Raw genomic sequence first — 22681 nt, forward strand, 5'->3', positions numbered from 1 at the left:
CATGACGACCGTCGTCAGGATCCTGCTGCGCCGGATCGCCCTGCTGGTGCCGCTGCTGCTCGGCATCGTGCTGTTCGTGTTCCTGGTGATGCGGTTCTCGGACGTCGACCCGGCGTCCGCGTTCTTCCAGGGCGCCAACCCGACGCCGCAGCAACTGCACGAGTTCCGGGAGCGCAACGGGCTGCTCGACCCGCTCCCGGTGCGCTACGTCCACTTCGTCGGCGACCTCCTCCACGGCGACCTGGGCACCAGCGCCCTGACCCGGGCGCCGGTCGTCGACCAGGTCACCACCGCGCTGCCGCTCACCCTGCAGCTCACCTTCCTCGGGCTGGCCGTCGCGGTGGTGCTTGCCCTGCTCGGCGGGGTCACCGCGGCGGTCTACCGCGACCGGCTGCCCGACCAGGTCATCCGGGTCGTGTCGCTGACCGGGGTGGCCGCGCCCGCCTTCTGGCTGGCGCTGCTGATGATCCAGTACCTGGCGGTGGACCGCGGCTGGTTCCCCACCGGGGGCTACGTCAACCCGGCCGACTCCCTCACCGGCTGGCTGCGCGCGATGACCCTGCCGGCGCTGGCCCTGTCGCTGCCGGTGGCGGCGCAGCTCACCCGGATCGTACGGACGTCGGTGGTGGAGGAGCTGGACAAGGACTACGTGCGCACCGCGATCGGCAGCGGGCTGCCCCCGTGGGTGGTCGTCGGGCGGAACGTGCTGCGCAACGCGCTGATGAACCCGCTGACCGTGCTCGGGCTGCGCGTGGGCTATCTGCTGGGCGGCGCCGTCGTCATCGAGACGATCTTCTCGCTGCCCGGGATGGGCAAGCTGATGATCGACGCCGTGCAGAACGGCGACCCGGCGGTGGTCCAGGGCGTCGTCCTGACGACGGCGACCGGGTTCGTGGTGGTCAACCTGGCCATCGACATCCTCTATCTGCTCGTCAACCCCCGTCTGCGGGAGGCGACGTGACGCACACGCGCAAGGAGCTCGCCGAACGGCTCTCACGGCCCGGTCTGCGACCGCGCGCCTGGCGCCGGCTGCCGCCGCTGTCCCGGGCCGCCGTCTGCTTCCTGGCCGTGGTGGTGCTGACGGCCCTGCTGGCGCCGCTGCTGGCCCCGCACGACCCGCTCGACCAGCAGCCGCAGGTGGACGGCACCGGGCACCCCTCCGCCGCGCACTGGATGGGCCAGGACAGCCTGGGCCGGGACATCCTCAGCCGGCTGATGTACGGGGCCCGCTGGTCGCTCGCCATCGGGCTGGGCGCGACCGCCCTGGCGCTGGTGGTGGGGGCGGTGATCGGGGCGGTGGCCGCGACCTCCCGCAAGGCGGTCGACGAGACGCTGATGCGCTGCCTCGACGTGGTGATGGCGTTCCCGGGCATCGCGCTCGCCGCGGTGCTCGTCGCCGTGTTCGGCGGCGGCATCACCGTGCTGATCTGCGCGATCGCCTTCCTGTTCACCCCGCCGGTGGCCCGGGTCGTCCGGGCCAACGTGCTCGACCAGTACGGCGAGGACTACGTCACCGCGGAGCAGGTCATCGGCGCCCGCACCGGGCACATCGTGCTGCGGCACGTCGCCGTCAACTGCGCCGCCCCGGTGCTGGTGTTCTGCACGGTGCAGGTGGCCGAGGCGATCGTGTTCGAGGCGTCGCTGTCGTTCATCGGGGCGGGTGTGCGACCGCCCGACCCGTCGTGGGGCAGCGTCATCGCGGACGGCAAGAACATGGTGCTCACCGGCGGCTGGTGGGCGACCGTCTTCCCCGGGCTGCTGATGCTGGTCACCGTCCTGTCGCTGAACATCCTCTCCGAGGGCGTGTCGGACGCCTGGGCGGCCCCGGCGCCCCGGGACGTGCCGGCCCCGCAGGACCGCCCGGCGGCCGCCGGGCCCGGCGGCGACGACGTGCCGCGGCTCCCCGGTCTGGCGGAGGCCGCGGGCCGGCTGCGCGCACGGGCCAGGCCGCTGCCCGCCGCGGACACCCCGCCGGTGCTCGCCGTGGAGGACCTCGCCATCGGCTTCCCCGGCCGCCACCGGGGCGTGGACATCGTCGACGGCATCAGCTTCGAGGTCCGCCCCGGTGAGGTCCTGGGCCTGGTGGGCGAGTCGGGCTGCGGCAAGTCCCTGACCGCCCTCACCGTCATGGGCCTCCAGCCCCCGGACGCCCGGGTGGGCGGCCGGGTCCGCTTCCGGCAGCGGGACCTGCTCACCGAGCCGGCGCGGGTACGGCGCCGGCTGCTCGGGCACGAGATGGCGATGGTCCACCAGGACGCCCTGTCCTCGCTGAACCCCGCCATGACCATCCGCGCCCAGCTCAAGCAGCTGGTCCGGCGCGGTGGCCGCCGTACCCCCGGGGAACTGCTCGCCCTGGTCGGCCTCGACCCCGAACGCACCCTGCGCAGTTACCCGCACGAGCTGTCCGGCGGCCAGCGCCAGCGGGTGCTGATCGCGATGGCGCTGTCGCGGGAGCCCGCCCTGATCGTCGCGGACGAGCCGACGACCGCCCTGGACGTCACCGTGCAGGCCCAGGTCATGGAGCTGCTGCTGCGGCTGCGCGCGGAACTCGGCTTCGCCCTGGTCCTGGTCTCGCACGACCTGGCGCTGGTCGCGGACGTCACCGACCGGGTGGTGGTGATGTACGGCGGGCAGATCGTGGAGACGGGCGTGACCGCCGACCTGGTGGCGGCGCCGGCCCACCACTACACGCGCGGCCTGCTCGGCAGCGTGCTGTCCCTGGAGTCGGCGGCGGCGCGGATGACGCAGATCAGAGGTGTCGTCCCGGCCCCGGCCGACTTCCCGGCGGGCTGCCGGTTCGCCACCCGCTGCCCGGCGGCGAGCGAGGTGTGCCGGACGACGGCGCCCGTGCCGGCCGGCGTCCCCGCGCACACGGCGGCCTGCCACCACCCGGCGGTCGACCTCGTGACCAGTGAGAGCGAGCCCGTGACATGACCGCCCGCGACCTGACCGCCGTCGTCGAGCTCTCCGGCGCCCACGTCGTGCACCGGGCCCGCAGCGGCGGGGTCTTCACCCGGGACCGGGTGTACGCCCTGACCGACGCCGATCTCACCGTGGCGCCCGGCGAGACGGTCGGCGTGGTCGGCGAGTCCGGCTGCGGCAAGTCGACGCTGGCGAAGGTCCTGGTGGGCGTCCAGCGGCCGACGGCCGGCACGGTGACCTTCCACGGCCGCGACCTGTGGTCGCTGCCCGCGGCCGAGCGGCGCGGGACGGTGGGCGCGAGCACCGGCATGGTCTTCCAGGACCCGTCCACGGCCCTGAACCGCCGTCTGCCGGTCCGCCGCATCCTGCGCGACCCTCTGGACGTCCACGACCGCGGCAGCCGCGCACAGCGGGAGGAGCGGGTCCGGGAACTGATGGCCCTCGTGGGGCTGCCCGGGGTGCTCGCCGACGCCCTGCCCGGCCAGCTGTCCGGCGGCCAGCGGCAGCGGGTGGCGATCGCCCGCGCACTGGCCCTGGACCCGGCGCTGGTGGTCGCGGACGAACCGACGAGCGCCCTGGACGTGTCGGTGCGCGCCCAGATCCTCAACCTGCTGCTCGACCTGAAGGAGCGGCTCGGGCTTGCGCTGGTGTTCGTCTCGCACGACATCCAGACGGTACGGCGGATGAGCGACCGGGTGATCACGATGTACCTGGGCCGGATCGTGGAGGAGGCCCCGGCCGACCGGGTGACCGACGCGGCCCGGCACCCGTACACCCGGGCCCTGTTCTCCGCGACCCCCGGTCTGCTCGACCCGATCGAGCCGATCCCGCTGACCGGGCCGGTGCCGTCGGCGACCCGGCCGCCGAGCGGATGCCCGTTCCGCACCCGCTGCTGGAAGGCCGACGAGGAGTGCGCGGCGGCCCTGCCGGAGTTCTCGCCCGCGTCGCGCCCCGGACATCGCTACCGTTGCCACCATCCTGTGGAGGAGGATCAGCCGACCCGCGACCTCGTGCGCCAGAGCCTCCCCAAGGAACCTCGATGACCTTCCCCACCCCGCTCACCGGTGTCGTACCTCCCCTCTGCACCCCCCTGACACCGGACGGCGAGGTGGACGTGCCCTCGCTCCACAACCTCGTCGACCATCTGGTGGAGGCCGGGGTGCACGGGCTGTTCGTGCTCGGGTCGACCTCCGAGGCGGCCTATCTGACCGACCGGCAGCGGGTGCTGGTCACCCGGACGGTGGTCGCGCGCGCGGCGGGGCGGCTGCCCGTGCTGGCGGGCGCGATCGACATGACGACGCCCCGGGTGCTCGACCACGTGGCCGCCGCGACGGAGGCCGGCGCGGACGCGGTGGTGGTGACCGCCCCGTTCTACACGCGCACCCATCCGGCGGAGATCGCCCGCCACTACCGGCTGGTGGCCGCCGACAGCGCCGTCCCGGTCGTCGCCTACGACATCCCGTCCGCCGTGCACACCAAGCTCCCCGCCGGCGTGGTGCTGGAGCTGGCGTCGGAGGGGGTGCTGGCCGGGCTGAAGGACTCCAGCGGCGACCTGGCCGCGTTCCGTGAGGTGGTCACGGGACTCGCGGGCCGCGCCGGCACGGCCGGGTTCACCGCGCTGACCGGCTCGGAGCTGGTCATGGACGCGGCGATGGCGATGGGGGCGGACGGGGGTGTGCCGGGGCTCGCCAACGTCGACCCGCACGGTTACGTACGTCTCTACCGGTTGTGCCGGGCGGGTGACTGGGCCGGGGCCCGCGCGGAACAGGAGCGGCTGTGCGCCCTGTTCGGGCTGGTGGGGGTCGGGGATCCCGCGCGGATGGGGGGCAGTTCTTCGGCCCTCGGGGCGTTCAAGGCCGCGCTGCATCTGCGGGGGGTCATCGCTTCGCCGACCACTGCGGCGCCGCAGGTTCCGTTGTCGGCGGAGGAGATCGAGCGGGTGGGCAAGTACCTCGCGGCGGCGGGGTTGCTCTGACCGTGCGTCGTTCGTCGTCCGCGGCTGGATTGTGGCTGAGCGCGCAGTTCCCCGCGCCCCTTCGGGGCGCTCCTTCCTGGGCGTTCCTCACGGAGCTCAGGTGAGTTTCAGGCGGCGGAAGGTGATCGTTTCGTAGGTGCTGGTCGTGCCTGTCTCGTAGGTCAGACCGACCGTGCCGTCCTGGAGTTGGACCAGGTCCGAGTAGGCCGCCTTGTCCTGGGACAGGGTCAGGGCCCTGGTGAAGGTTCGGCCGGCGTCGGTGCTGCGCCATACCGCCATGGCCTGGCGGGTGGTGGGCACGGACGGGCCGGAGAACAGCAACGGGGCCCTGGCACCGCGCAGTTGGAGGACCGAGCCCTCGACCACGGGGACGTCGTCCAGGGTGTGCTGGACGGCGTAGGGGCGGTCGAGGCGGCGGCCGCCGTCGGACGAGTAGGCGTCGAGCCGGTTGCCCGGGCTGCTGCCGTTCTGGTCGCGGGAGCTGAAGTAGAGCCTGCCGTCGGGCAGTTGGGCGGCACTGGACTCGTTGGCGTTGACCAGCCCGTCGTAGGTGTCGTCCACGAAGCCCAGCCGCCAGGTGCGGCCGCCGTCGTCGCTGTAGAGGGCGTGGGCGCCGTAGTGGCGGGCCTCCTGGCCGGTGTCGGAGGAGCCGGCGGGCGGGGCGGCCGAGTGGTTGGCGGGGACGACGAGGCGGCCCTTGTGCGGCCCCGTGGTGAGTGCCACGGCGTGCCCGGGTCCGGTCGCGTACCAGCGCCAGTCGCCGCGCTTCACCGCGGCGGTGATCTCGCGGGGCGCGCCGAAGTGGCGCCCGTCGTCGGAGCTGCGCTGGACGAACACCCGGCGGCTCTGCGCGGGCGTGACCTCGCCGCGCATGATCTGCGCCTCGGTCACGGCACCGCTGTTGTAGGTGGTCAGGAGCACGATCGCGCCGGTGCGCGGGTCGAGCACGGGGGCCGGGTTGCCGCGGGTGTCGCCGTCCCCCGCGGCCACGACGGTCTGCGGCCCCCAGGTGCAGCCCCCGTCGGTCGAGCGCCGCAGGACGACGTCGATGTCCCCGCTGTCCCCCGCGCCGTCGTGCCGCCCCTCGGCGAAGGCGAGCACGGCGCCGTCGCGCGTGAGCACGGTGGCGGGGATGCGGTAGGTGTCGTAGCCGCCCTCGCCCGCGGTGTAGGGCACGGAGGTGGTGCAGCCAGGGCTCGCGGCGGCGGGGTGGAGCGCGGCGAGGGAGGCCAGGGGGGTGAGGAGCACGGTGGCGGTGCGGAGGGCGCGGCTCAGGATGGTCACGGGGCCATGTTCCCCGCGTTCACCGCGACCGCCCGGCGGACCGCGCCACTTCGCCCGAACGGGTCACGAGGGGGTGCGGGCCGCGGCCATCAGCCGGGTCACGTCGTCGGAGCAGATGGTGAGCGCGGCACCGACGGTGCTGAGGACGTCGCGTTCGGCGGGGGTGTAGGGGGCGTCGGCGAGGGCGATGCGGGCGGCCTGGAGCAGGATCGACTCGCGGCCCGCGGGAGCGAGGTGCGGGGCGAGGGGGTCGAGGGCCTCGTGCAGCTCTATCGCCAGGCTCGCGCCGGACGGCGGCCCGAGGACCCGGCCGGTGTCGGCGGCCAGCGCGTCCACGAGCGCGGCGAGCTGCTCCTCGGTGCAGTCGGCGAATCCGGCGGCGCGCACCGTGCTCGCGGCGGTCTCCAGGGCCGTACGGGCGCTCGCGCCGCCCGCGGCCAGGACGGCGAGGGCGACGGTGTGCACGGCGTCGCGGAGCATCGCGGAGAAGCGGGCGGTGGTGGGATGGCCGAGGACGTCGGTGCCGAAGTGGCACGCGCAGGCGGCGCATTCGACGACCGGTCCCGCGGTGCCGCGCGGCAGGACGGGCATGCCGAGCAGGGTGAGCCGGCGGCGGCCGGTGAGCCGCTGGTAGTTGCGGTCGCCGCCGCAGCCCGGACAGAAGAACTCGCCGTCCCCGACGGGTGTCCAGGCGGTGCGGACACCCAGGATGCGGGCAGCCCTGGTGGCACGGCCGTCTCGTCCCCGTACTGGCAGCACGTCGCACCTCCGTAGCCCCGCGGCAACATCGCCGCGCTGGCGTGATGTTAGCCACATTGTCGAGGCGGAGTCAGTACCCCGGACGAGACCTTTCCGTGACCTCCACGGTCACATGGCCGATAACCGATGGGGCCCCGGCCGCTCGAAGGGGCGGCCGGGGCCCGAAAACACCCGGTGGGAGGGGTCAGCGGGTCGCGCGGTTGACCGCGGAGACGACCGCCTTCAGCGACGCACGCGTCGTGTTCGCATCGATGCCGATGCCCCACAGCACCTTGTCGTCGATCGCGCACTCGATGTACGAGGCGGCCTGCGCGGAGGCACCCTCGCTCATGGTGTGCTCCTGGTAGTCGAGCAGGCGTACGTCGACGCCGATGGAGTGCAGGGCGTCGAAGAAGGCCGAGATCGGACCGTTGCCGGAACCGGTCAGGACGGTGTCCTCGCCCTCGACCGTGGCCTCCACGGTCAGCGTGTCCACGCCGTCCGTGTCGGTGGTCGACTGGCCGGTGCGCACCTGGATGCGGCCCCAGGGGTTCTCGGGGTTCGGCAGGTACTCGTCGCGGAAGACCGTCCAGATCTCGCCCGGCGTGATCTCCCCGCCCTCGGCGTCCGTCTTCGCCTGGATGATCCGCGAGAACTCGATCTGCATCCGGCGCGGCAGGTCCAGCTTGTGGTCGTTCTTCAGGACGTACGCGATGCCGCCCTTGCCCGACTGGGAGTTGACCCGGATGACCGCCTCGTAGGAGCGGCCGACGTCCTTCGGGTCGATCGGCAGGTACGGGACCGCCCACTCGATGTCGTCGACGGTGACGCCCCTGGCCGCGGCGTCGGCCTCCATGGCGTCGAAGCCCTTCTTGATGGCGTCCTGGTGGGAGCCGGAGAAGGACGTGAAGACCAGGTCGCCCACGTACGGGTGGCGCGGGTGGACCTCCATCTGGTTGCAGTACTCCCACGTACGGCGGATCTCGTCGATGTCGGAGAAGTCGATCTGCGGGTCGACGCCCTGGGAGAACAGGTTCATGCCCAGGGTGACCAGGTCGACGTTGCCGGTGCGCTCGCCCTGTCCGAACAGACAGCCCTCGATCCGGTCGGCGCCGGCCATCAGGGCGAGTTCGGCGGCGGCGACGGCGGTGCCGCGGTCGTTGTGCGGGTGGACCGACAGGCACACGTGCTCGCGGCGGGAGAGGTTGCGGTGCATCCACTCGAAGCGGTCGGCGTGCGTGGACGGCGTCGAACGCTCCACCGTGGCGGGCAGGTTGAGGATGATCTCGCGGCCCGGACCGGGCTGCCAGACGTCCATGACCGCCTCGCAGACCTCCAGCGCGAAGTCCAGTTCGGTGTCGGTGAAGATCTCGGGCGAGTACTGGTAGCCGAACTCGGTCTCGGGGCCCAGCAGTTTCTCGGCGTACTCCATCACCAGGCGGGTGCCGTCGACGGCGATCTGCTTGATGTCGTCCTTGGAGCCGCGGAAGACGACGCGGCGGAAGACCGGGGCGGTCGCGTTGTAGAGGTGGACGTTGGCGCGCCTGGCGCCCTTCAGGGACTCCACGGTCCGCTCGATCAGGTCCTCACGGGCCTGGGTCAGCACGGAGATGGTCACGTCCTCCGGGATCGCGCCCTCCTCCTCGACGATCGAGCGCACGAAGTCGAAGTCGGTCTGGCCGGAGGCGGGGAAGCCGACCTCGATCTCCTTGTAGCCCATCGTGACCAGCTGGTCGAACATCCGGCGCTTGCGCTCGGGCGACATCGGGTCGATCAGGGCCTGGTTGCCGTCGCGCAGGTCCGTGGAGAGCCAGCGGGGGGCGGCGGTGACCCGCCGGTCCGGCCAGGTGCGGTCGGGGATGTCTACCTGCTCGTAGCGGCCGTACTTGTGGATCGGCATGGAACTGGGCTGCTGGCGGTTCGCCATGATCGCGTGGGCTCCTCGATTGGGGCGGGGTCCGGTGATCCGGTGTGTCCCGTGTCCGGAAGGACGGCCGACGACGCAACGCCAAGCTCCGCGGGGAGGGGGTCGGCCTCGACTACAGGCCCTCGCCGCGGCAGCTAAGGAGAAGCAGCCCGAAACGCATGATGCTGCGCAGCCTAGCCGAGCCGTGCCGGACGCGTGGGCCCGTATCAGTATGCGGAACCCGGGCCGGAAATAGGACAAAAAGTGCGCTATACCACTCTCCGCAACTACCCCATGCCGAATGTCCGCGTATTTCACCAATCATGGTTGCGGGTAGTGACAGGCCCATCACCCGGTGCAAGGGTGCCGGGCATGACCAACCACGGGGGCTTCCAGCCCGTCTTCTGCACCATCGTGCCGCCCCACGTCCTCGACCGGCTCGCCCAGCACGGGGACTCCGCACTGTCCGGCCCCGCGCGCAGCACCCTGGAGCGCGACGCCTACCAGCGCACCCGCCGCCGGCTGACCACCGTGGTCGGCGCCCCCTCCGTCGCCCCGCCCGCCGACGCCGCCGCCGACCGCCCGCACCGCACGATCTACGACGCGGGGCACCGTGAGGACCTGCCCGGCGAGAAGGTCCGCGAGGAGGGCTCCGAACCGGGCCGGGACGCCACCGTCAACCGGGCCTACGCGGGTCTCGGCGCCACCTTCGAGCTCTATCTGAAGGCGTACGGCCGCGACTCCATCGACGGCGACGGCCTCCCCCTCGACGCCACCGTGCACTACGGCGAGAACTACGACAACGCCTTCTGGAACGGCGAGCAGATGGTGTTCGGCGACGGCGACGGCGAGATCTTCCTCGACTTCACCATCCCGGTGGACGTCATCGGCCACGAGCTGACCCACGGTGTCACCCAGTACACGGCGAACCTCACCTACTTCGGCCAGTCCGGCGCGCTCAACGAGTCGCTCTCGGACGTCTTCGGCTCGCTGATCAAGCAGTACTCGCTGGGCCAGACCGCGACCGACGCCGACTGGCTGATCGGCGCGGGCCTGCTCGCCCCGCGCGTCACCGGCACCGCGCTGCGCTCGATGAAGGCACCGGGCACGGCGTACGACGACGACGTCCTCGGCAAGGACCCGCAGCCCGCGACGATGGACGACTACGTGCACACCGGCCGGGACAACGGAGGTGTGCACATCAACTCCGGCATCCCCAACCACGCCTTCTACCTGGCCGCGACCGCGCTCGGCGGGAACGCCTGGGAGCGGGCCGGGCAGATCTGGTACGACGTCCTCACCGGCGGCGGGCTGGAGACCCGGGCGAACTTCGCCGACTTCGCGAAGCTCACGGTCGCGGCCGCCCGGGCCCGCTACCAGGAGGGCGAGGAGCTGGAGGCCGTGCTGAAGGCGTGGCAGCGGGTCGGGGTGCCCACCTCGTAGCCGCGCGCGATCCGTACTAGACAGGAACCATGCGGATTCAGGTGAGGCGCACGGGCGGGTTCGCGGGCATCGAGCGCCGTGCCGAGGTGGACACCTCGGGGCGGCCCGACGCGAGCGAGTGGCACGCCCTGGCCGAGCGGGCACTCGCCGCCGGCCGGGGCACACCGCCCCCCGGGGTGCCGGACGGCTTCGACTACCAGATCACCGTGGACGGGAGGACCGTCTACACGGCGGACCCGCGGCTGACGCAGGAGCAGCGGACGCTGATCTCCCGGGTCCTCGGGGAAGGAGCGTGAGGACCGACTCCGTTGTGCCGCGGGCCCGTTGACGCACGGCGGTCCGGGTGCGGATGATCCGGTCCATGGCGACCAAGACGATGCCGCGGTTCCCGGCCGGTTTCCTGTGGGGCGTGTCGACCTCGGCGCACCAGATCGAGGGCGCGGCCGACGAGCGCGAGCCGTCCGTGTGGGACGAGTTCACCGCCGCGCCTGGCCGGGTGAAGGACGGCTCGACGGCGGCGGTGGCCTGCGACCACTACCACCGCTACCGCGAGGACGTGGCCCTGCTGGCCGGCCTCGGCGTGGACGCGTACCGCTTCTCCGTCTCCTGGCCGCGGGTGAACTCCCCGCGGGGCCTGGACTTCTACGACCGGCTGGTCGACGAGCTGTGCGCGGCGGGCGTACGGCCCGTGCCGACCCTCTTCCACTGGGACCTGCCCGCCCGGCTGGACTGGCTGGAGCGGGACACCGCGGAACGCTTCGCCGACTACGTGACGGAGGTCGCGGACCGGCTCGGCGACCGCGTCGGCACATGGATCACCCTCAACGAGCCCGCCGAGCACACCCTGCTCGGCCATGCGCTCGGCGCCCACGCGCCCGGGAAGCGACTGCTGTTCGACGCGCTGCCGGCCGCCCACCACCAGCTCCTCGCGCACGGCCTCGCGGTGCGGGCGCTGCGCGCGGCCGGGGCACGGGACATCGGCGTCGCCAACTCCCACGGCCCGACCTGGCCGGCCTCGTCCGAGCCCGCCGACCTGGAGGCGGCCGGCTTCTACGACCTGCTGCTCAACCGGCTGTTCGCCGAGCCGCTGCTGCTCGGCGCCTACCCGGACGGGCTCGGCGAACTGATGCCGGGCGACGTGGCCGAGGACCTGGAGGCCATCGCCGAGCCGGTCGACTGGTACGGCGTCAACTACTACGCGCCGACCCGGGTCGGCGCCCCGCGGGAGTCGGACACCGCGTTCGGCGGGCTCACGATGCCGGCCGAACTCCCCTTCTCGGTACGGCAGATCGAGGACCGCCCGCTGACCGACTTCGGCTGGCCGGTGGTCCCGGAGGGCCTGACCGAACTGCTCACCACGTTCCGCGACCGCTACGGCGACCGTCTCCCGCCGGTGGTGATCACGGAGAACGGCTGCTCCTACGAGGGCCTCGACGACCAGGAGCGGATCGCCTATCTCGACGCCCACGTCAGGGCCCTGCACCGGGCCCTGGAGTCCGGCGTGGACGTGCGCGGCTACTTCGTGTGGTCGCTGCTGGACAACTTCGAGTGGGCGGAGGGCTACACCCGCCGCTTCGGCCTGGTCCACGTCGACTTCGCCACCCGGACCCGCACCCCGAAGTCCTCGTACCACTGGTTCCGGAAGCTGCTGGAGGGGCAGCGGGCCTGACGCCGGGCGGTCAGAAGCCGAGGCGCCTGAGCTGCTTCGGGTCGCGCTGCCAGTCCTTGGCCACCTTGACGTGGAGGTCGAGGAAGACCGGGGTGCCGAGAAGCGCCTCGATCTGCTTGCGGGACTTGATGCCGACCTCCTTCAGGCGCTTGCCCTGGGGGCCGATGACGATGCCCTTCTGGCTGGGGCGCTCGATGTAGAGGTTGGCGTGGATGTCCAGCAGGGGGCGGTCGGCCGGGCGGTCCTCGCGCGGCAGCATCTCCTCCACCACCACCGCGATGGAGTGCGGCAGTTCGTCGCGGACGCCCTCCAGCGCGGCCTCACGGATCAGCTCGGCGACCATGACCTGCTCGGGCTCGTCCGTGAGGTCGCCCTCCGGGTAGAGCGCGGGGCCCTCCGGGAGGAGCGGGACGAGCAGGTCGGCCAGCAGGTCCACCTGCCGGTCACCGACCGCGGACACCGGGACGATCTCCGCCCACTCGAAGCCGAGCTCCTTGCCCAGCTGGTCGATCGCGATGAGCTGCTCGGCCAGCGCCTTGGAGTCGACGAGGTCGGTCTTGGTGACGATCGCCACCTTGGGCGTCTTGCGGATGCCCGCGAGCTCCTTGGCGATGAACCGATCGCCGGGGCCGATCTTCTGGTCGGCGGGCAGGCAGAAACCGATCACGTCGACCTCGGCCCACGTGGTGCGCACCACGTCGTTCAGCCGCTCGCCGAGCAGTGTGCGCGGCTTGTGCAGGCCGGGGGTGTCCACCAGGATCAGCTGGGCCTCGGGGCGGTGCACGATGCCCCGCACCGTGTGCCGGGTGGTCTGCGGCCGGTTGGACGTGATCGCCACCTTCTGCCCGACCAGAGCGTTCGTGAGGGTGGACTTGCCCGCGTTGGGGCGGCCCACGAAGCAGGCGAAGCCGGCGCGGTGCACGGCCTCGGCGGGCTGGTCGGATGACGGGGTACGAACGCTCATGGGCTTCATTGTCCCTGATCCACGAGACCCCACCGCACCACGCCCGGGGCCGTGAGGTTCCGGAAACCCGTACGCAACGAAACGTCACGGAAACACACCCGTACGCAACCGGAAACGGATGCCCATGACCCTCTGACGGGACCCCACACCGTTGGAGACGCCCGTGATCCTCATCGCAGCGAAGGCCGACACCGGCGACACCGCCTGGCTGCTCGCCGCCACCGCCCTCGTCCTCCTGATGACGCCGGGGCTCGCCCTCTTCTACGGCGGCATGGTCCGCACGAAGAGCGTCCTCAACATGCTGATGATGAGCTTCGTGTCGATCGCCCTGGTGACGGTGGTCTGGCTCGCGGGCGGCTACTCGCTGGCCTTCGGCGACGACATCGGCGCCGGCCTCCTCGGCGGCCTCCGGCACGCGGGCATGTCCGGCATCGGCCCGGACAGTCTGCACGGCACGGTCCCCACGCTGCTGTTCGCCACCTTCCAGCTGACCTTCGCGATCATCACGGCGGCGCTGATCAGCGGTGCGGTCGCGGACCGGGCCAAGTTCGGGGCGTGGCTGGTGTTCGTGCCCGTGTGGGCGCTGCTCGTATACGTTCCCGTCGCCCACTGGGTCTGGGGGCCGGGCGGCTGGATACTCGACGGGCTCGGTGCGCTGGACTTCGCGGGCGGGCTGCCCGTCGAGATCACCTCGGGCGCCTCGGGGCTCGCGCTGTGCCTGGTCCTCGGGCCCCGGCTGGGGTTCAGGAAGGACGCGATGCGCCCGCACAACCTGCCGCTGGTCGTGCTGGGCGCCGGACTGCTGTGGTTCGGCTGGTTCGGCTTCAACGCGGGCTCCGCGCTCGGCGCGAACGGTCTCGCGGCCGCCGCCTTCCTCAACACCCTGGCGGCCGGCTGCACCGGGCTGCTGGGCTGGCTGTTCGTCGAGCAGCGGCGCGACGGGCACCCCACGACGCTGGGCGCGGCCTCCGGCGCGGTCGCCGGCCTGGTCGCGATCACCCCGTCCTGCGGCGCGGTGTCGCTGCCGGGCGCGCTGGTCGTGGGGCTCGCCGCGGGCGTGGTGTGCTCGTACGCGGTGAGCTGGAAGTTCCGGCTGAACTACGACGACTCGCTGGACGTCGTCGGGGTGCACCTGGTCGGCGGGATCATCGGCACGGTGCTGATCGGCGTCTTCGCGGTGCGCGGGATGACGGGCGGCGCGCAGGGGCTGCTGTACGGGGGCGGGTTCGGGCAGCTCGGCCGGCAGCTGGTGGCGGTGCTCGCCGTGGGGGCGTACGCGTTCGCGGTGACGTACGGCATCGGCAAGGTGATCGACCGGGTGATGGGGTTCCGGGCGAGCGAGGAGCAGGAGCACACCGGGCTGGACCTTACGGTGCACGCCGAGACGGCCTACGATCACGGGGTCCTGGGGCACGGCGCCCCGGTCGCCCACTCCGTCCCCGCCGTCCGGAAGGCCGACTCCCCCTCATGAAGCTGATCACCGCGGTCGTGAAGCCGCACCGCCTCGACGCGGTCAAGACCGCCCTCCAGGAACTGGGCGTGCGGGGGCTGACCGTGACCGAGGCCAGCGGCTACGGCAGGCAGCACGGCCACACGGAGGTGTACCGGGGTGCCGAGTACCGGGTGGACCTGGTGCCCAAGGTGCGCATCGAGGTCGTCGTGGAGGACGCGGACGCGGAGAACGTGATCGACGCGGTGGTGGGGGCCGCGCGCACCGGCAAGATCGGCGACGGCAAGGTCTGGTCCCTCCCGGTCGACACCGTCACCCGGGTCCGCACCGGCGAACAGGGCCCGGACGCCCTCTGACACCGGACGCCCGCGACGCCCCGGGCCGGGGTCAGCCGGCCGCGAGGGTCGTGTGCACCGTGCCGTCCGGGGCCGCCAGCAGGACGGGGGTCGCGGGGCCGCCCAGGTCGCGCACCGCCGCGCGGTCCTCGTCCGGGACGGACTCCGCCGCGCTCACCACCGCCGCCGCCTCCAGGGACGTCGCGCCGGACGCCACGGCCATGGCCACCGCCGTCCGCAGCGCGCTCAGGCGCAGGGAGTCGAGGGCGACGGTCCCGGCGACGTAGGTACGGCCCGTCTCGTCCCGTACGGCCGCGCCCTCGGGCACGCCGTTGCGGGCCCGCGCGGAACGGGCCAGGGTGACGATCTTGCGGTCCTCGGGGTCGAGCGCGCTGCTGTCGGTCATGACCCGAGCATACGGATCACGTTCCCGGCCGCCCCGCGACGGGTCCCCCGGCCGGCCGGGGGGCCGCACGCCCGGGTCAGGGGCGGTCGAGCCGCAGCCGCTCGGCGCGCGGCAGCCCGGCGACGACCAGGTCGTAGGAGTCCTCCACCAGCTCCCGCACCAGCCGGTCCGGGAGCCCTCCGTCCACGGTGACCGTGTTCCAGTGCCGCTTGTTCATGTGCCAGCCGGGGACGATCAGCCCCTCGTGCTCGGCGCGCAGCCGGATCGCGTCCTCCGGGTCGCACTTGAGGTTCACCGTCAGCGGGCGCGCGTCCAGGCTCGTCAGGGCGAACATCTTCCCCAGCACCTTGAAGACGGACGTCTCCGGGTTGAACGGGAAGTCCTCGACGGTCGCGTTGAAGGAGAGGCAGAGGGCGCGGAGCCGCTGCGGGGTCACTCGGGCTCCTCCTCCGGGGGTCCGGCCCGGCCCAGCGGCTCCACCAGGACGGTCACGATCTTGTTCCGGCGACCCGCCGCGGCCTCCGCCGTGAGCCGGAGTTCGCGCCCGTCGGGCAGCGCCACGACCGCGGAGGCCCCGGCGATGGGCACCCGGCCGAGCGCCTTGGCGAGCAGCCCGCCGACGGTCTCCACGTCCTCGTCGTCGTACTCCTCCAGGCCGTACAGCTCGCCGAGGTCGGTGATGTCGAGGCGGGCGGTGACCCGGTGGCGGTCGTCGCCCAGGTCCTGCACGGGCGGCAGCTCCCGGTCGTACTCGTCGGTGATCTCGCCGACGATCTCCTCCAGGATGTCCTCGATGGTGACGATGCCCGCGGTGCCGCCGTACTCGTCAATGACGACGGCGACGTGGTTGCGCTCCTTCTGCATCTCACGCAGCAGGTCGCCCGCGTTCTTGGTGTCGGGCACGAAGAACGCGGGCCGCATGGCCGTGGACACCAGGTCGTTCTCGGCGTCGCGGCTGATGTGCGTCTTGCGGACCAGGTCCTTCAGATAGACCATCCCGACGATGTCGTCCTCGCTCTCGCCGGTCACCGGGATGCGGGAGAAGCCGGAGCGCAGCGCGAGGGTGAGCGCCTGGCGGATGGTCTTGTAGCGCTCGATGACCACGAGGTCGGTGCGCGGGACCATCACCTCGCGCACCAGGGTGTCGCCGAGTTCGAAGACGGAGTGCACCATGCGGCGCTCCTCGTCCTCGATCAGCGACTCCTGCTCGGCGAGGTCGACCAGCGCCCGCAGCTCGGCCTCGGAGGCGAACGGGCCGCGCCGGAAGCCCTTTCCGGGGGTGAGCGCGTTGCCGATGAGGATGAGCAGCGACGGGATCGGGCCCATGACCCGGGCGAGCGGCAGCAGGACGTACGCGGCGGCCGTGGCCGTGTTCAGCGGGTGCTGGCGGCCGATGGTGCGCGGCGAGACGCCGACGGCGACGTACGACACGAGGACCATGACGGCGATGGCGATGAGCAGCGCCTCGGCCGTGTCCGAGAACTCCTGGAGGCAGGCGTAGGTGACCAGCGCGGCGGCGGCCATCTCGCAGGCGACGCGCACCAGCAGCGCGACGTTGAGGTAGCGGGTGGGGTCGGCGGCGACCTGGGCCAGCTTGGCGCTGCCGCGGCGGCCGGACTTGACGGCCTCCTCGGCACGGAAGCTGGAGACGCGGGCGAGGGCGGCCTCGGCGCAGGCGGCCAGCCAGGCCACGACGACGAGGGCGATCGCGCCGACGACGATCTGGGGACTCATCCGGGGCCGGCCCGCCCTACGAGACCGTCGGCGCCGGGGAGGGGCCGGTGAGGCCCTTCTCCGCGCGCCAGCCGTCCACGATGGCCGCCTGGAGGCCGAACATCTCGGCCTTCTCGTCCGGTTCCTCGTGGTCGTAGCCCAGCAGGTGCAGCACACCGTGGACGGTGAGCAGTTGGAGCTCCTCGTCCATGGTGTGCTGCGTGGGCGCCTCGGCCCCCTGCTTGGCGGCGACCTCGGGGCACAGCACGATGTCGCCGAGGAGTCCCTGCGGGGGCTCGTCGTCGTCCTTGGCCGGCGGGCGCAGCTCGTCCATCGGGAAGGACATGACATCGGTGGGCCCCGGCAGGTCCATCCACTGGATGTGCAGCTGCTCCATGGCGTCGGCGTCCACGACGATCACCGAGAGCTCGGAGAGCGGGTGGATGCGCATCCGCGCGAGCGCGTAGCGGGCGATGTCGAGGATCGCCTGCTCGTCGACCTCGGTTCCGGACTCGTTGTTGACGTCGATCGACATGGTGCTGCCGTGTCTCTACTTCCCCTTGTGCCCGGACCTGCCCCGGCTGCCCTTGTGGCCGCCGTTCTCGGTGCCGTGCGTGCTGTCGTACTTCTCGTACGCGTCGACGATACGGCCCACCAGCTTGTGCCGTACGACATCGTGGGAGGAGAGACGGGAGAAGTGGACGTCGTCGACGCCCTCCAGGATGTCCTGCACCTGCCGCAGACCGGACTTGGTGCCGTTCGGCAGGTCGACCTGGGTCACGTCACCGGTGATGACGATCTTCGAGTCGAATCCGAGGCGGGTGAGGAACATCTTCATCTGCTCGGGGCTCGTGTTCTGGGCCTCGTCCAGGATGATGAAGGCGTCGTTGAGCGTACGGCCGCGCATGTACGCCAGCGGCGCGACCTCGATCGTCCCGGCCGCCATCAGACGGGGGATGGAGTCGGGGTCGAGCATGTCGTGCAGCGCGTCGTACAGCGGGCGCAGATAGGGGTCGATCTTCTCGTAGAGCGTGCCGGGCAGGAAGCCCAGGCGCTCGCCTGCCTCGACCGCGGGGCGGGTGAGGATGATGCGGTTGACCTGCTTGGACTGGAGGGCCTGCACCGCCTTGGCCATGGCGAGGTAGGTCTTGCCGGTGCCGGCGGGGCCGATGCCGAAGACGATCGTGTGGTGGTCGATCGCGTCGACGTACCGCTTCTGGTTGAGGGTCTTGGGGCGGATCGTGCGACCGCGCGAGGACAGGATGTTCTGTGTGAGCACCTGGGCCGGGGTCTCCTCCGGGCCCTCCCCGTTCTCGCTCGCGCGCAGCATGGCGATCGAGCGTTCCACTGCGTCCTCCGTCATCGGCTGCCCTGTGCGCAGCACCAGCATCATCTCGTCGAACAGGCGCTGGACGAGGGCGACCTCACCGGGGTCGCCGACGGCGCTGACCTCATTGCCCCGGACGTGGATGTCGGCCGCCGGGAAAGCCTTCTCGATCACGCGCAGGAGGGAGTCACCGGATCCCAGAACGGTGACCATCGGGTGCTGGGCGGGGACCGTGAACTGTGCTCTCGCCTGCCCCTGCGCGGGGGTGTGAGCTGTGGGTGTCTGAGTCATGGGCCGGCGCTGAAGGCCTGCGGTTCCTCCTCGTCACGGCCGCGTAGCTGAGGGCGGCCTCGCGATTCAAGGGTACGACGGTGGACTGACAACGCCGTAGGGCTTTTCCGTATGCCTGTCCGATGTTCAACCCGATGTCCACGAGGCCCGTTCGCGACCGTTCGGGTCCGGTCCCGGTCAGGCCGAGCGGCGGAAGCCGATCGTCGGCACCGCGCGGCGCAGCGGCCAGGGCCGCGCCTGCTCCTCGGGGACCAGGCGCTCCAGGAACGCGTAGCGGCGCAGCGCGGCCGGGTCCTGGCCGGGCGCGGACTGGACCTCGCGCCACCAGGCGCCGATCTCGCTCCAGCCGGGCGCGGACAGCGAGCCGCCGAACTCCTGCACGGACAGCGCCGCGGTGAGCCCGGCGAAGGCGAGGCGGTCGGCGAGCGGCCAGCCGGCCAGGGTGCCGGTGACGAAGCCGGCGACGAACACGTCCCCCGCGCCGGTGGGGTCCAGGGCCTCCACGGCGATGGCGGGGACCTCGGCGGTCTCGCCGGTGCGCCGGTCGACGGCGTAGGCGCCCTCGGAGCCGAGGGTGACCACGGCCACCGGCACGTACTCGGTGAGGGCGTGGGCGGCGGCGCGCGGGGAGTCGGCGCCGGTGTAGCGCATGGCCTCGGCGGCGTTGGGCAGGAACGCCTCGCAGTGTTCGAGGTCGGCGAGGCCGGCCAGGTCCCAGGCGCCGGTGTCGTCCCAGCCGACGTCGGCGAAGATCCGGGCGCCCTTGCGGGCGGCCTGGGCGATCCAGGGGGCGCGTCTGCCGGGGGTGAGGGAGGCGACGGCGGCGCGGGAGCGGGGCGGACAGTCGGGGGCGGGCTCCTCGGGGGGAGGTTCGTGGCCGTGGGAGACCATGGTGCGTTCGCCCTCGTACGCCATGGAGACGGTGACCGGGGAGTGCCAGCCGGGGACGGTGCGCGAGGGGGTGAGGTCGATGCCCTCGCCGAGGGCGAGCGCGTCCCAGCAGTACTCGCCGTAGTGGTCGTCGCCGAAGGCGGCGGCGAGGGACGTGCGCAGACCGAGGCGGGCCAGGGCGGCGGCCATGTTGGCGACGCCGCCGGGGCTTGAGCCCATGCCGCGGGCCCAGGACTCGGTGCCCCGCACGGGGGCGGAGGCGAGTCCGGTGAAGACGATGTCCAGGAAGACGGTGCCGGTGAGGTAGACGTCGCAGGGCGGATCGGCGGCCGTGCGCAGGCCGGCCAGGGGGTCGACCTGGGTCTGGCAGCGGGCTGTTTCGGCGGCGTGCTCCGGTTCCTCTCCGGCGAACGCTGGGGACGGGCTCACGGTGCGCTCCCTGACGTGGTGCGGATCTGGCCAGTGTGCACCACGTCACGGACAGCACGGGGACGCTCACTCCGGAAGGGTCCGGGGGGCGGGGCCGGCCGGTGTCTACCAGCGGGGCACGGTGGGCGTGACCCAGGCGGGGTCGACGACGCGCATGGCGGCCGCGTCGTCGCGCTCGCGCAGCGTGCCGGAGTCGTCGAGCCACCGTTGGTGCAGGAACGCCAGCCGGTCGCGGTCGAGTTCGACGCCGAGGCCGGGGGCGTCGGACACGGTGACCCGGCCGCCGGTGAAGGCGAGGCGCTCGGTGAGCACGTCCTCCGACTGCCAGGGGTAGTGGGAGTCGCAGGCGTGGTGGAGGTCCGGGACGGTCGAGGCGACATGGGTCATCGCGGCGAGGCTGATTCCGAGGTGGGTGTTGGAGTGCATGGAGACGCCGACGCCGAAGGTGCGGCAGACGGCGGCGAGCCGCTGGGTGTTGCGCAGCCCGCCCCAGTAGTGGTGGTCGGACAGGACGACCTGGACGGCGCCCCGGGTGAACGCCTCCGGGATCTCCGCGAAGGTGGTCACGCACATGTTGGTGGCGAGGGGCACCCCGGTCGCGGCGGCGACCTCGGCCATGGCGGGGGTGCCGAGGGCGGGGTCCTCCAGGTATTCGAGGACGTCCCCGAGCTCCTCGGCGACCTTGATCGAGGTCTCCACCGACCAGGCGCCGTTGGGGTCGAGGCGCAGGGGGTGTCCGGGGAACGCCTCGGCGAGGGCGCGTACGGCGGCGATCTCCTCGTCGGGCGGGAAGACGCCGCCCTTGAGCTTGAACGAGGTGAAGCCGTGGCGCTCGGTGAACTTCCGTGCCTGCGCGACGACTCCGGCCGGGTCGAGGGCCGCGCCCCAGTCGTCGCCGCCGTACTTGTAGAAGAGGTAGGCGCTGTACTCGACGCTGTCGCGGACCTTGCCGCCGAGCAGGGCGTGCACGGGCAGGCCGAGGGCCTTGCCGAGGGCGTCGAGGCAGGCGACCTCGAAGGCGGAGACGACGGACAGCCGCAGCTTGTCGGCGGTCTGGACGCCGCGCAGCCCGCCCACGTCGACGGCGTCGGACACCCGTGAGGCGTCCACGGCGACCTCGTCCGCGAGTGTGAACAGCCCGTTGAGGTCGGTCACCTGGCGCCCCGTCAGCCGCCCGGCGAACGGCCGGGCGAGTTCCAGGTACTTGGTGTCGCCGTAGGTCTCGCCGACCCCGGTGGTCCCGTCGGCCGTCTCCACCTCCACGATCAGCCGGGGGGTGCACGGCTGGTGGACGCCCTGGGTGTTCAGCAGCGGCGGATCGGCGACCAGGATCGGTGTCAGCCGTACGTCGGTGATGGCGAGGTTCACAGGGGCTCCTACGACGTCGGGTCCGACATCTTTCCATCCAGATGTCATCCACGTATGAAGACAAAGATTAGGTAGCTGAACCTGAGGGCGTCAACGCCACCCCGGCGAGGTGCCCGACGCTAAAATCAGGGCAGCTACCCGGGGTTCCCCGTCCCAAACAAAGAGTGATCCAGATCACATCGGCCGCTCTTTTTCCGGCACCGCGTGCTTGATACAAATTGCCCGCGCGTTCCTGTCCGTCGACGGTCGGCGCCTCCCCCCCTTTTCGAGCCGCTCCTTTCGTTTGCCCTGGGAACGCCCGTGTCCGCCCCCCGCACCCTGCCCTGGCCCCTGCTCGCCCTCTTCACGGCCGGGTACCTCGCCCCCTATCTGCTGCCGACTACCGTCGGCCGCCTCGACGCCGGTCTGCCGCTGTCCGCCACCGAGGCGGGCGCCGTCGGCAGCGCGCTGCTGCTGAGCTCGGCCGCGGCCGGCTTCCTCCTCGCCTCACGCGTCGACCGCGTCGGGGCGCGCGCCCTCGCCCGCGCCGGCCTGCTGCTCGCCGTCCTCGGCTACGGCGGCGCCGCGCTCACCGCCTCCGTACCGGCCGTCGTCGCCGGCGCGATGCTCGGCGGCTTCGGCTCCGGGACGATCACCGCGGTCGCCGCGTCCGGCATCGCCGCGCAGCGCGACCCGCACCGCACCGCCACCCTCGGCCTGCTCGGCGTCTCCGCACTCGCCGGCGCCTTCTACCTGACGATCCCGCACCTCGGCGCGGGCCACGGACAGCCGCTCGCCGCGCTCGCCCTGACCGCGGCGGCCGTCTGGCCGCCGACGTCCCGGCTGCCCGGCCGTACGGCCGCCCCGCGCATCCGGGAACAGGTCGGCGCCCCGCTGCCGCACCGCCGGGCCGGGCTGCTCCTGGCCGCCGCCATGCCGTGCTGGTCGCTCGTGCAGAACGCGCTGTGGGGCGTCAGCGGCCGCATCGGCCTCGGCCAGGCGCGGCTGACCGAGGTCACGGTCGGCGCGGTCTTCGCGATCGCGCTCGGCGCGGGGCTGGTCGGGGTGGTGGGCGCCGGGGCGCTCGGCACCCGGCTCGGCCGGGCGGCGCCCATCGGCATCGGCACGGTGCTCATCGCGGTGTGCGTGGCGCTCAGCGCGGGCGCCGACGACCTGCGGACGTTCGCCACGGGCGAGATCGCCTGGAACACGCTGTACCCGATCGTGCTCTCCTACCTGCTCGGCCTCGCCGCCTCCCTGGACCCACGCGGCCGCTGGGCGGTCTTCGTCGGCTCGGCCTCCTCCCTCGGCACGGCCGCGGGCCCCCTCACGGGCAGCGCCCTGGCGACCTGGGCGGGCTTCCCGACGATGGGCCTGATCCTCGCCGCGGCCCTCCTCCTGGTGGCCATCCCCATGACCCTGGTGGCCCGCACCCCCCGCACGACGGAGGTCTTCCAGCCGACGGAAGTCTTCCAGCAGACGGAGATCGTACGGTCGCCGGAGGTCATGCGGTCGCCGGAGGTTCTCCAGGCCACCGAAGCTCTCCAGCCCGGCCGCAACACTCCCAGCCCGTCCGGCGTTTGAGGACGAG

The 22681-nt window shown here is 72.5% G+C and carries 21 protein-coding genes; 10 read left to right on the top strand and 11 right to left on the bottom strand.

Translation table 11 applies throughout. The features are described from left to right. Position 1: 1 nt before the first annotated feature. Genes AB0F77_RS13845 through AB0F77_RS13860 form a run of 4 tightly spaced genes read left to right on the top strand, consistent with a single transcriptional unit; the run spans position 2 to position 4897 of the window. Positions 2-961, top strand: a complete 960-nt coding sequence (locus AB0F77_RS13845; protein ID WP_361946601.1) for an ABC transporter permease — start codon at positions 2-4, stop codon at positions 959-961. After that, positions 958-2934, top strand: a complete 1977-nt coding sequence (locus AB0F77_RS13850) for a dipeptide/oligopeptide/nickel ABC transporter permease/ATP-binding protein (protein ID WP_361946604.1) — start codon at positions 958-960, stop codon at positions 2932-2934. The genes AB0F77_RS13845 and AB0F77_RS13850 overlap by 4 nt, the downstream gene beginning before the upstream one ends. Next, on the top strand, positions 2931-3965 hold the full coding sequence (locus AB0F77_RS13855) for an ABC transporter ATP-binding protein (protein ID WP_361946607.1): 1035 nt from the start codon (positions 2931-2933) through the stop codon (positions 3963-3965). The genes AB0F77_RS13850 and AB0F77_RS13855 overlap by 4 nt, the downstream gene beginning before the upstream one ends. Next, a complete protein-coding gene (locus AB0F77_RS13860; RefSeq protein WP_361946610.1) occupies positions 3962-4897 on the top strand; it encodes a dihydrodipicolinate synthase family protein in 936 nt (311 codons plus the stop codon). The genes AB0F77_RS13855 and AB0F77_RS13860 overlap by 4 nt, the downstream gene beginning before the upstream one ends. 96 nt (positions 4898-4993) lie before the next feature. Here the strand turns inward: AB0F77_RS13860 and AB0F77_RS13865 are convergent, their stop codons facing one another. The 3 genes from AB0F77_RS13865 to leuA all read right to left on the bottom strand — a co-directional run bounded on the left by AB0F77_RS13865 (position 4994) and on the right by leuA (position 8846). Beyond that, positions 4994-6181 (bottom strand): sialidase family protein, encoded by a 1188-nt coding sequence (locus AB0F77_RS13865; RefSeq protein WP_361946613.1) that lies wholly within the window; start codon positions 6179-6181, stop codon positions 4994-4996. A gap of 63 nt (positions 6182-6244) precedes the next feature. After that, on the bottom strand, positions 6245-6940 hold the full coding sequence (locus tag AB0F77_RS13870) for a TerB family tellurite resistance protein (RefSeq protein ID WP_361946616.1): 696 nt from the start codon (positions 6938-6940) through the stop codon (positions 6245-6247). 184 nt (positions 6941-7124) lie between these two features. Beyond that, positions 7125-8846, bottom strand: a complete 1722-nt coding sequence (leuA, locus tag AB0F77_RS13875) for a 2-isopropylmalate synthase (protein WP_361946619.1) — start codon at positions 8844-8846, stop codon at positions 7125-7127. Positions 8847-9197: 351 nt separating this feature from the next. Here leuA and AB0F77_RS13880 point away from each other — a divergent pair, with 351 nt between their 5' ends. From AB0F77_RS13880 to AB0F77_RS13890, 3 genes are read left to right on the top strand one after another with little or no spacing between them, the layout of a single operon-like run. Further along, positions 9198-10268, top strand: coding sequence for a M4 family metallopeptidase (locus tag AB0F77_RS13880; protein ID WP_361946622.1), 1071 nt, complete (start codon positions 9198-9200; stop codon positions 10266-10268). A 29-nt stretch (positions 10269-10297) separates the two neighbouring features. Then, on the top strand, positions 10298-10564 hold the full coding sequence (locus tag AB0F77_RS13885; RefSeq protein ID WP_361946625.1) for a protealysin inhibitor emfourin: 267 nt from the start codon (positions 10298-10300) through the stop codon (positions 10562-10564). Positions 10565-10617: 53 nt separating this feature from the next. Beyond that, on the top strand, positions 10618-11937 hold the full coding sequence (locus tag AB0F77_RS13890; RefSeq protein WP_361946628.1) for a GH1 family beta-glucosidase: 1320 nt from the start codon (positions 10618-10620) through the stop codon (positions 11935-11937). A gap of 10 nt (positions 11938-11947) precedes the next feature. On the opposite strand, the gene era is transcribed toward AB0F77_RS13890, so the two are convergent. Next, positions 11948-12901: a GTPase Era gene (gene era / locus AB0F77_RS13895; RefSeq protein ID WP_361946630.1), complete on the bottom strand. Its 954-nt coding sequence runs from the start codon at positions 12899-12901 to the stop codon at positions 11948-11950. A gap of 163 nt (positions 12902-13064) precedes the next feature. Between era and AB0F77_RS13900 the strand changes: the two genes are divergently transcribed. Together AB0F77_RS13900 and AB0F77_RS13905 are read left to right on the top strand one after the other, a co-directional pair. Then, positions 13065-14372 carry an ammonium transporter gene (locus AB0F77_RS13900; RefSeq protein ID WP_361946633.1) on the top strand — a complete coding sequence of 436 codons (1308 nt, stop codon included), beginning with the start codon at positions 13065-13067 and terminating at the stop codon, positions 14370-14372. Next, positions 14369-14707, top strand: a complete 339-nt coding sequence (locus tag AB0F77_RS13905; protein ID WP_361946636.1) for a P-II family nitrogen regulator — start codon at positions 14369-14371, stop codon at positions 14705-14707. The genes AB0F77_RS13900 and AB0F77_RS13905 overlap by 4 nt, the downstream gene beginning before the upstream one ends. Before the next feature lie 31 nt (positions 14708-14738). Here the strand turns inward: AB0F77_RS13905 and AB0F77_RS13910 are convergent, their stop codons facing one another. The 7 genes from AB0F77_RS13910 to AB0F77_RS13940 all read right to left on the bottom strand — a co-directional run bounded on the left by AB0F77_RS13910 (position 14739) and on the right by AB0F77_RS13940 (position 21159). Next, entirely contained in the window at positions 14739-15092 is a 354-nt protein-coding gene (locus AB0F77_RS13910; RefSeq protein ID WP_361946638.1) for a cytidine deaminase, read from the bottom strand. Between the two features lie 76 nt (positions 15093-15168). Further along, the gene (locus AB0F77_RS13915; RefSeq protein ID WP_361946641.1) at positions 15169-15528 is read right to left on the bottom strand and encodes an MmcQ/YjbR family DNA-binding protein; all 360 of its coding nucleotides are present in this window, start codon (positions 15526-15528) and stop codon (positions 15169-15171) included. Further along, the gene (locus tag AB0F77_RS13920) at positions 15525-16826 is read right to left on the bottom strand and encodes a hemolysin family protein (RefSeq protein WP_361946644.1); all 1302 of its coding nucleotides are present in this window, start codon (positions 16824-16826) and stop codon (positions 15525-15527) included. Before AB0F77_RS13920 ends, AB0F77_RS13915 begins: the two co-directional genes overlap by 4 nt. 16 nt (positions 16827-16842) lie before the next feature. Next, positions 16843-17340 (bottom strand): rRNA maturation RNase YbeY, encoded by a 498-nt coding sequence (ybeY, locus tag AB0F77_RS13925; protein ID WP_189311176.1) that lies wholly within the window; start codon positions 17338-17340, stop codon positions 16843-16845. A 15-nt stretch (positions 17341-17355) separates the two neighbouring features. Beyond that, on the bottom strand, positions 17356-18423 hold the full coding sequence (locus AB0F77_RS13930) for a PhoH family protein (RefSeq protein ID WP_361946648.1): 1068 nt from the start codon (positions 18421-18423) through the stop codon (positions 17356-17358). A gap of 177 nt (positions 18424-18600) precedes the next feature. After that, a complete protein-coding gene (locus AB0F77_RS13935; RefSeq protein WP_361947091.1) occupies positions 18601-19662 on the bottom strand; it encodes a PfkB family carbohydrate kinase in 1062 nt (353 codons plus the stop codon). A 186-nt stretch (positions 19663-19848) separates the two neighbouring features. Next, on the bottom strand, positions 19849-21159 hold the full coding sequence (locus AB0F77_RS13940) for a glucarate dehydratase family protein (protein ID WP_361946650.1): 1311 nt from the start codon (positions 21157-21159) through the stop codon (positions 19849-19851). A 252-nt stretch (positions 21160-21411) separates the two neighbouring features. Here AB0F77_RS13940 and AB0F77_RS13945 point away from each other — a divergent pair, with 252 nt between their 5' ends. Beyond that, the gene (locus AB0F77_RS13945) at positions 21412-22674 is read left to right on the top strand and encodes an MFS transporter (protein WP_361946653.1); all 1263 of its coding nucleotides are present in this window, start codon (positions 21412-21414) and stop codon (positions 22672-22674) included. Positions 22675-22681: the final 7 nt, after the last annotated feature.

It is taken from the genome of Streptomyces sp. NPDC026672 (assembly GCF_040638185.1).
Lineage (GTDB): Bacteria > Actinomycetota > Actinomycetes > Streptomycetales > Streptomycetaceae > Streptomyces.

What these genes read in the sequence shown, in the direction of transcription:
- AB0F77_RS13845 (WP_361946601.1), top strand. Translation starts at nt 2, where the DNA reads ATGACGACCGTCGTCAGGATCCTGCTGCGCCGGATCGCCCTGCTGGTG.
- AB0F77_RS13855 (WP_361946607.1), top strand. Translation starts at nt 2,931, where the DNA reads ATGACCGCCCGCGACCTGACCGCCGTCGTCGAGCTCTCCGGCGCCCAC.
- AB0F77_RS13860 (WP_361946610.1), top strand. Translation starts at nt 3,962, where the DNA reads ATGACCTTCCCCACCCCGCTCACCGGTGTCGTACCTCCCCTCTGCACC.
- leuA (WP_361946619.1), bottom strand. Translation starts at nt 8,846, where the DNA reads ATGGCGAACCGCCAGCAGCCCAGTTCCATGCCGATCCACAAGTACGGC.
- AB0F77_RS13880 (WP_361946622.1), top strand. Translation starts at nt 9,198, where the DNA reads ATGACCAACCACGGGGGCTTCCAGCCCGTCTTCTGCACCATCGTGCCG.
- AB0F77_RS13885 (WP_361946625.1), top strand. Translation starts at nt 10,298, where the DNA reads ATGCGGATTCAGGTGAGGCGCACGGGCGGGTTCGCGGGCATCGAGCGC.
- AB0F77_RS13890 (WP_361946628.1), top strand. Translation starts at nt 10,618, where the DNA reads ATGATCCGGTCCATGGCGACCAAGACGATGCCGCGGTTCCCGGCCGGT.
- era (WP_361946630.1), bottom strand. Translation starts at nt 12,901, where the DNA reads ATGAGCGTTCGTACCCCGTCATCCGACCAGCCCGCCGAGGCCGTGCAC.
- AB0F77_RS13905 (WP_361946636.1), top strand. Translation starts at nt 14,369, where the DNA reads ATGAAGCTGATCACCGCGGTCGTGAAGCCGCACCGCCTCGACGCGGTC.
- AB0F77_RS13910 (WP_361946638.1), bottom strand. Translation starts at nt 15,092, where the DNA reads ATGACCGACAGCAGCGCGCTCGACCCCGAGGACCGCAAGATCGTCACC.
- AB0F77_RS13920 (WP_361946644.1), bottom strand. Translation starts at nt 16,826, where the DNA reads ATGAGTCCCCAGATCGTCGTCGGCGCGATCGCCCTCGTCGTCGTGGCC.
- ybeY (WP_189311176.1), bottom strand. Translation starts at nt 17,340, where the DNA reads ATGTCGATCGACGTCAACAACGAGTCCGGAACCGAGGTCGACGAGCAG.
- AB0F77_RS13930 (WP_361946648.1), bottom strand. Translation starts at nt 18,423, where the DNA reads ATGACTCAGACACCCACAGCTCACACCCCCGCGCAGGGGCAGGCGAGA.
- AB0F77_RS13940 (WP_361946650.1), bottom strand. Translation starts at nt 21,159, where the DNA reads ATGACATCTGGATGGAAAGATGTCGGACCCGACGTCGTAGGAGCCCCT.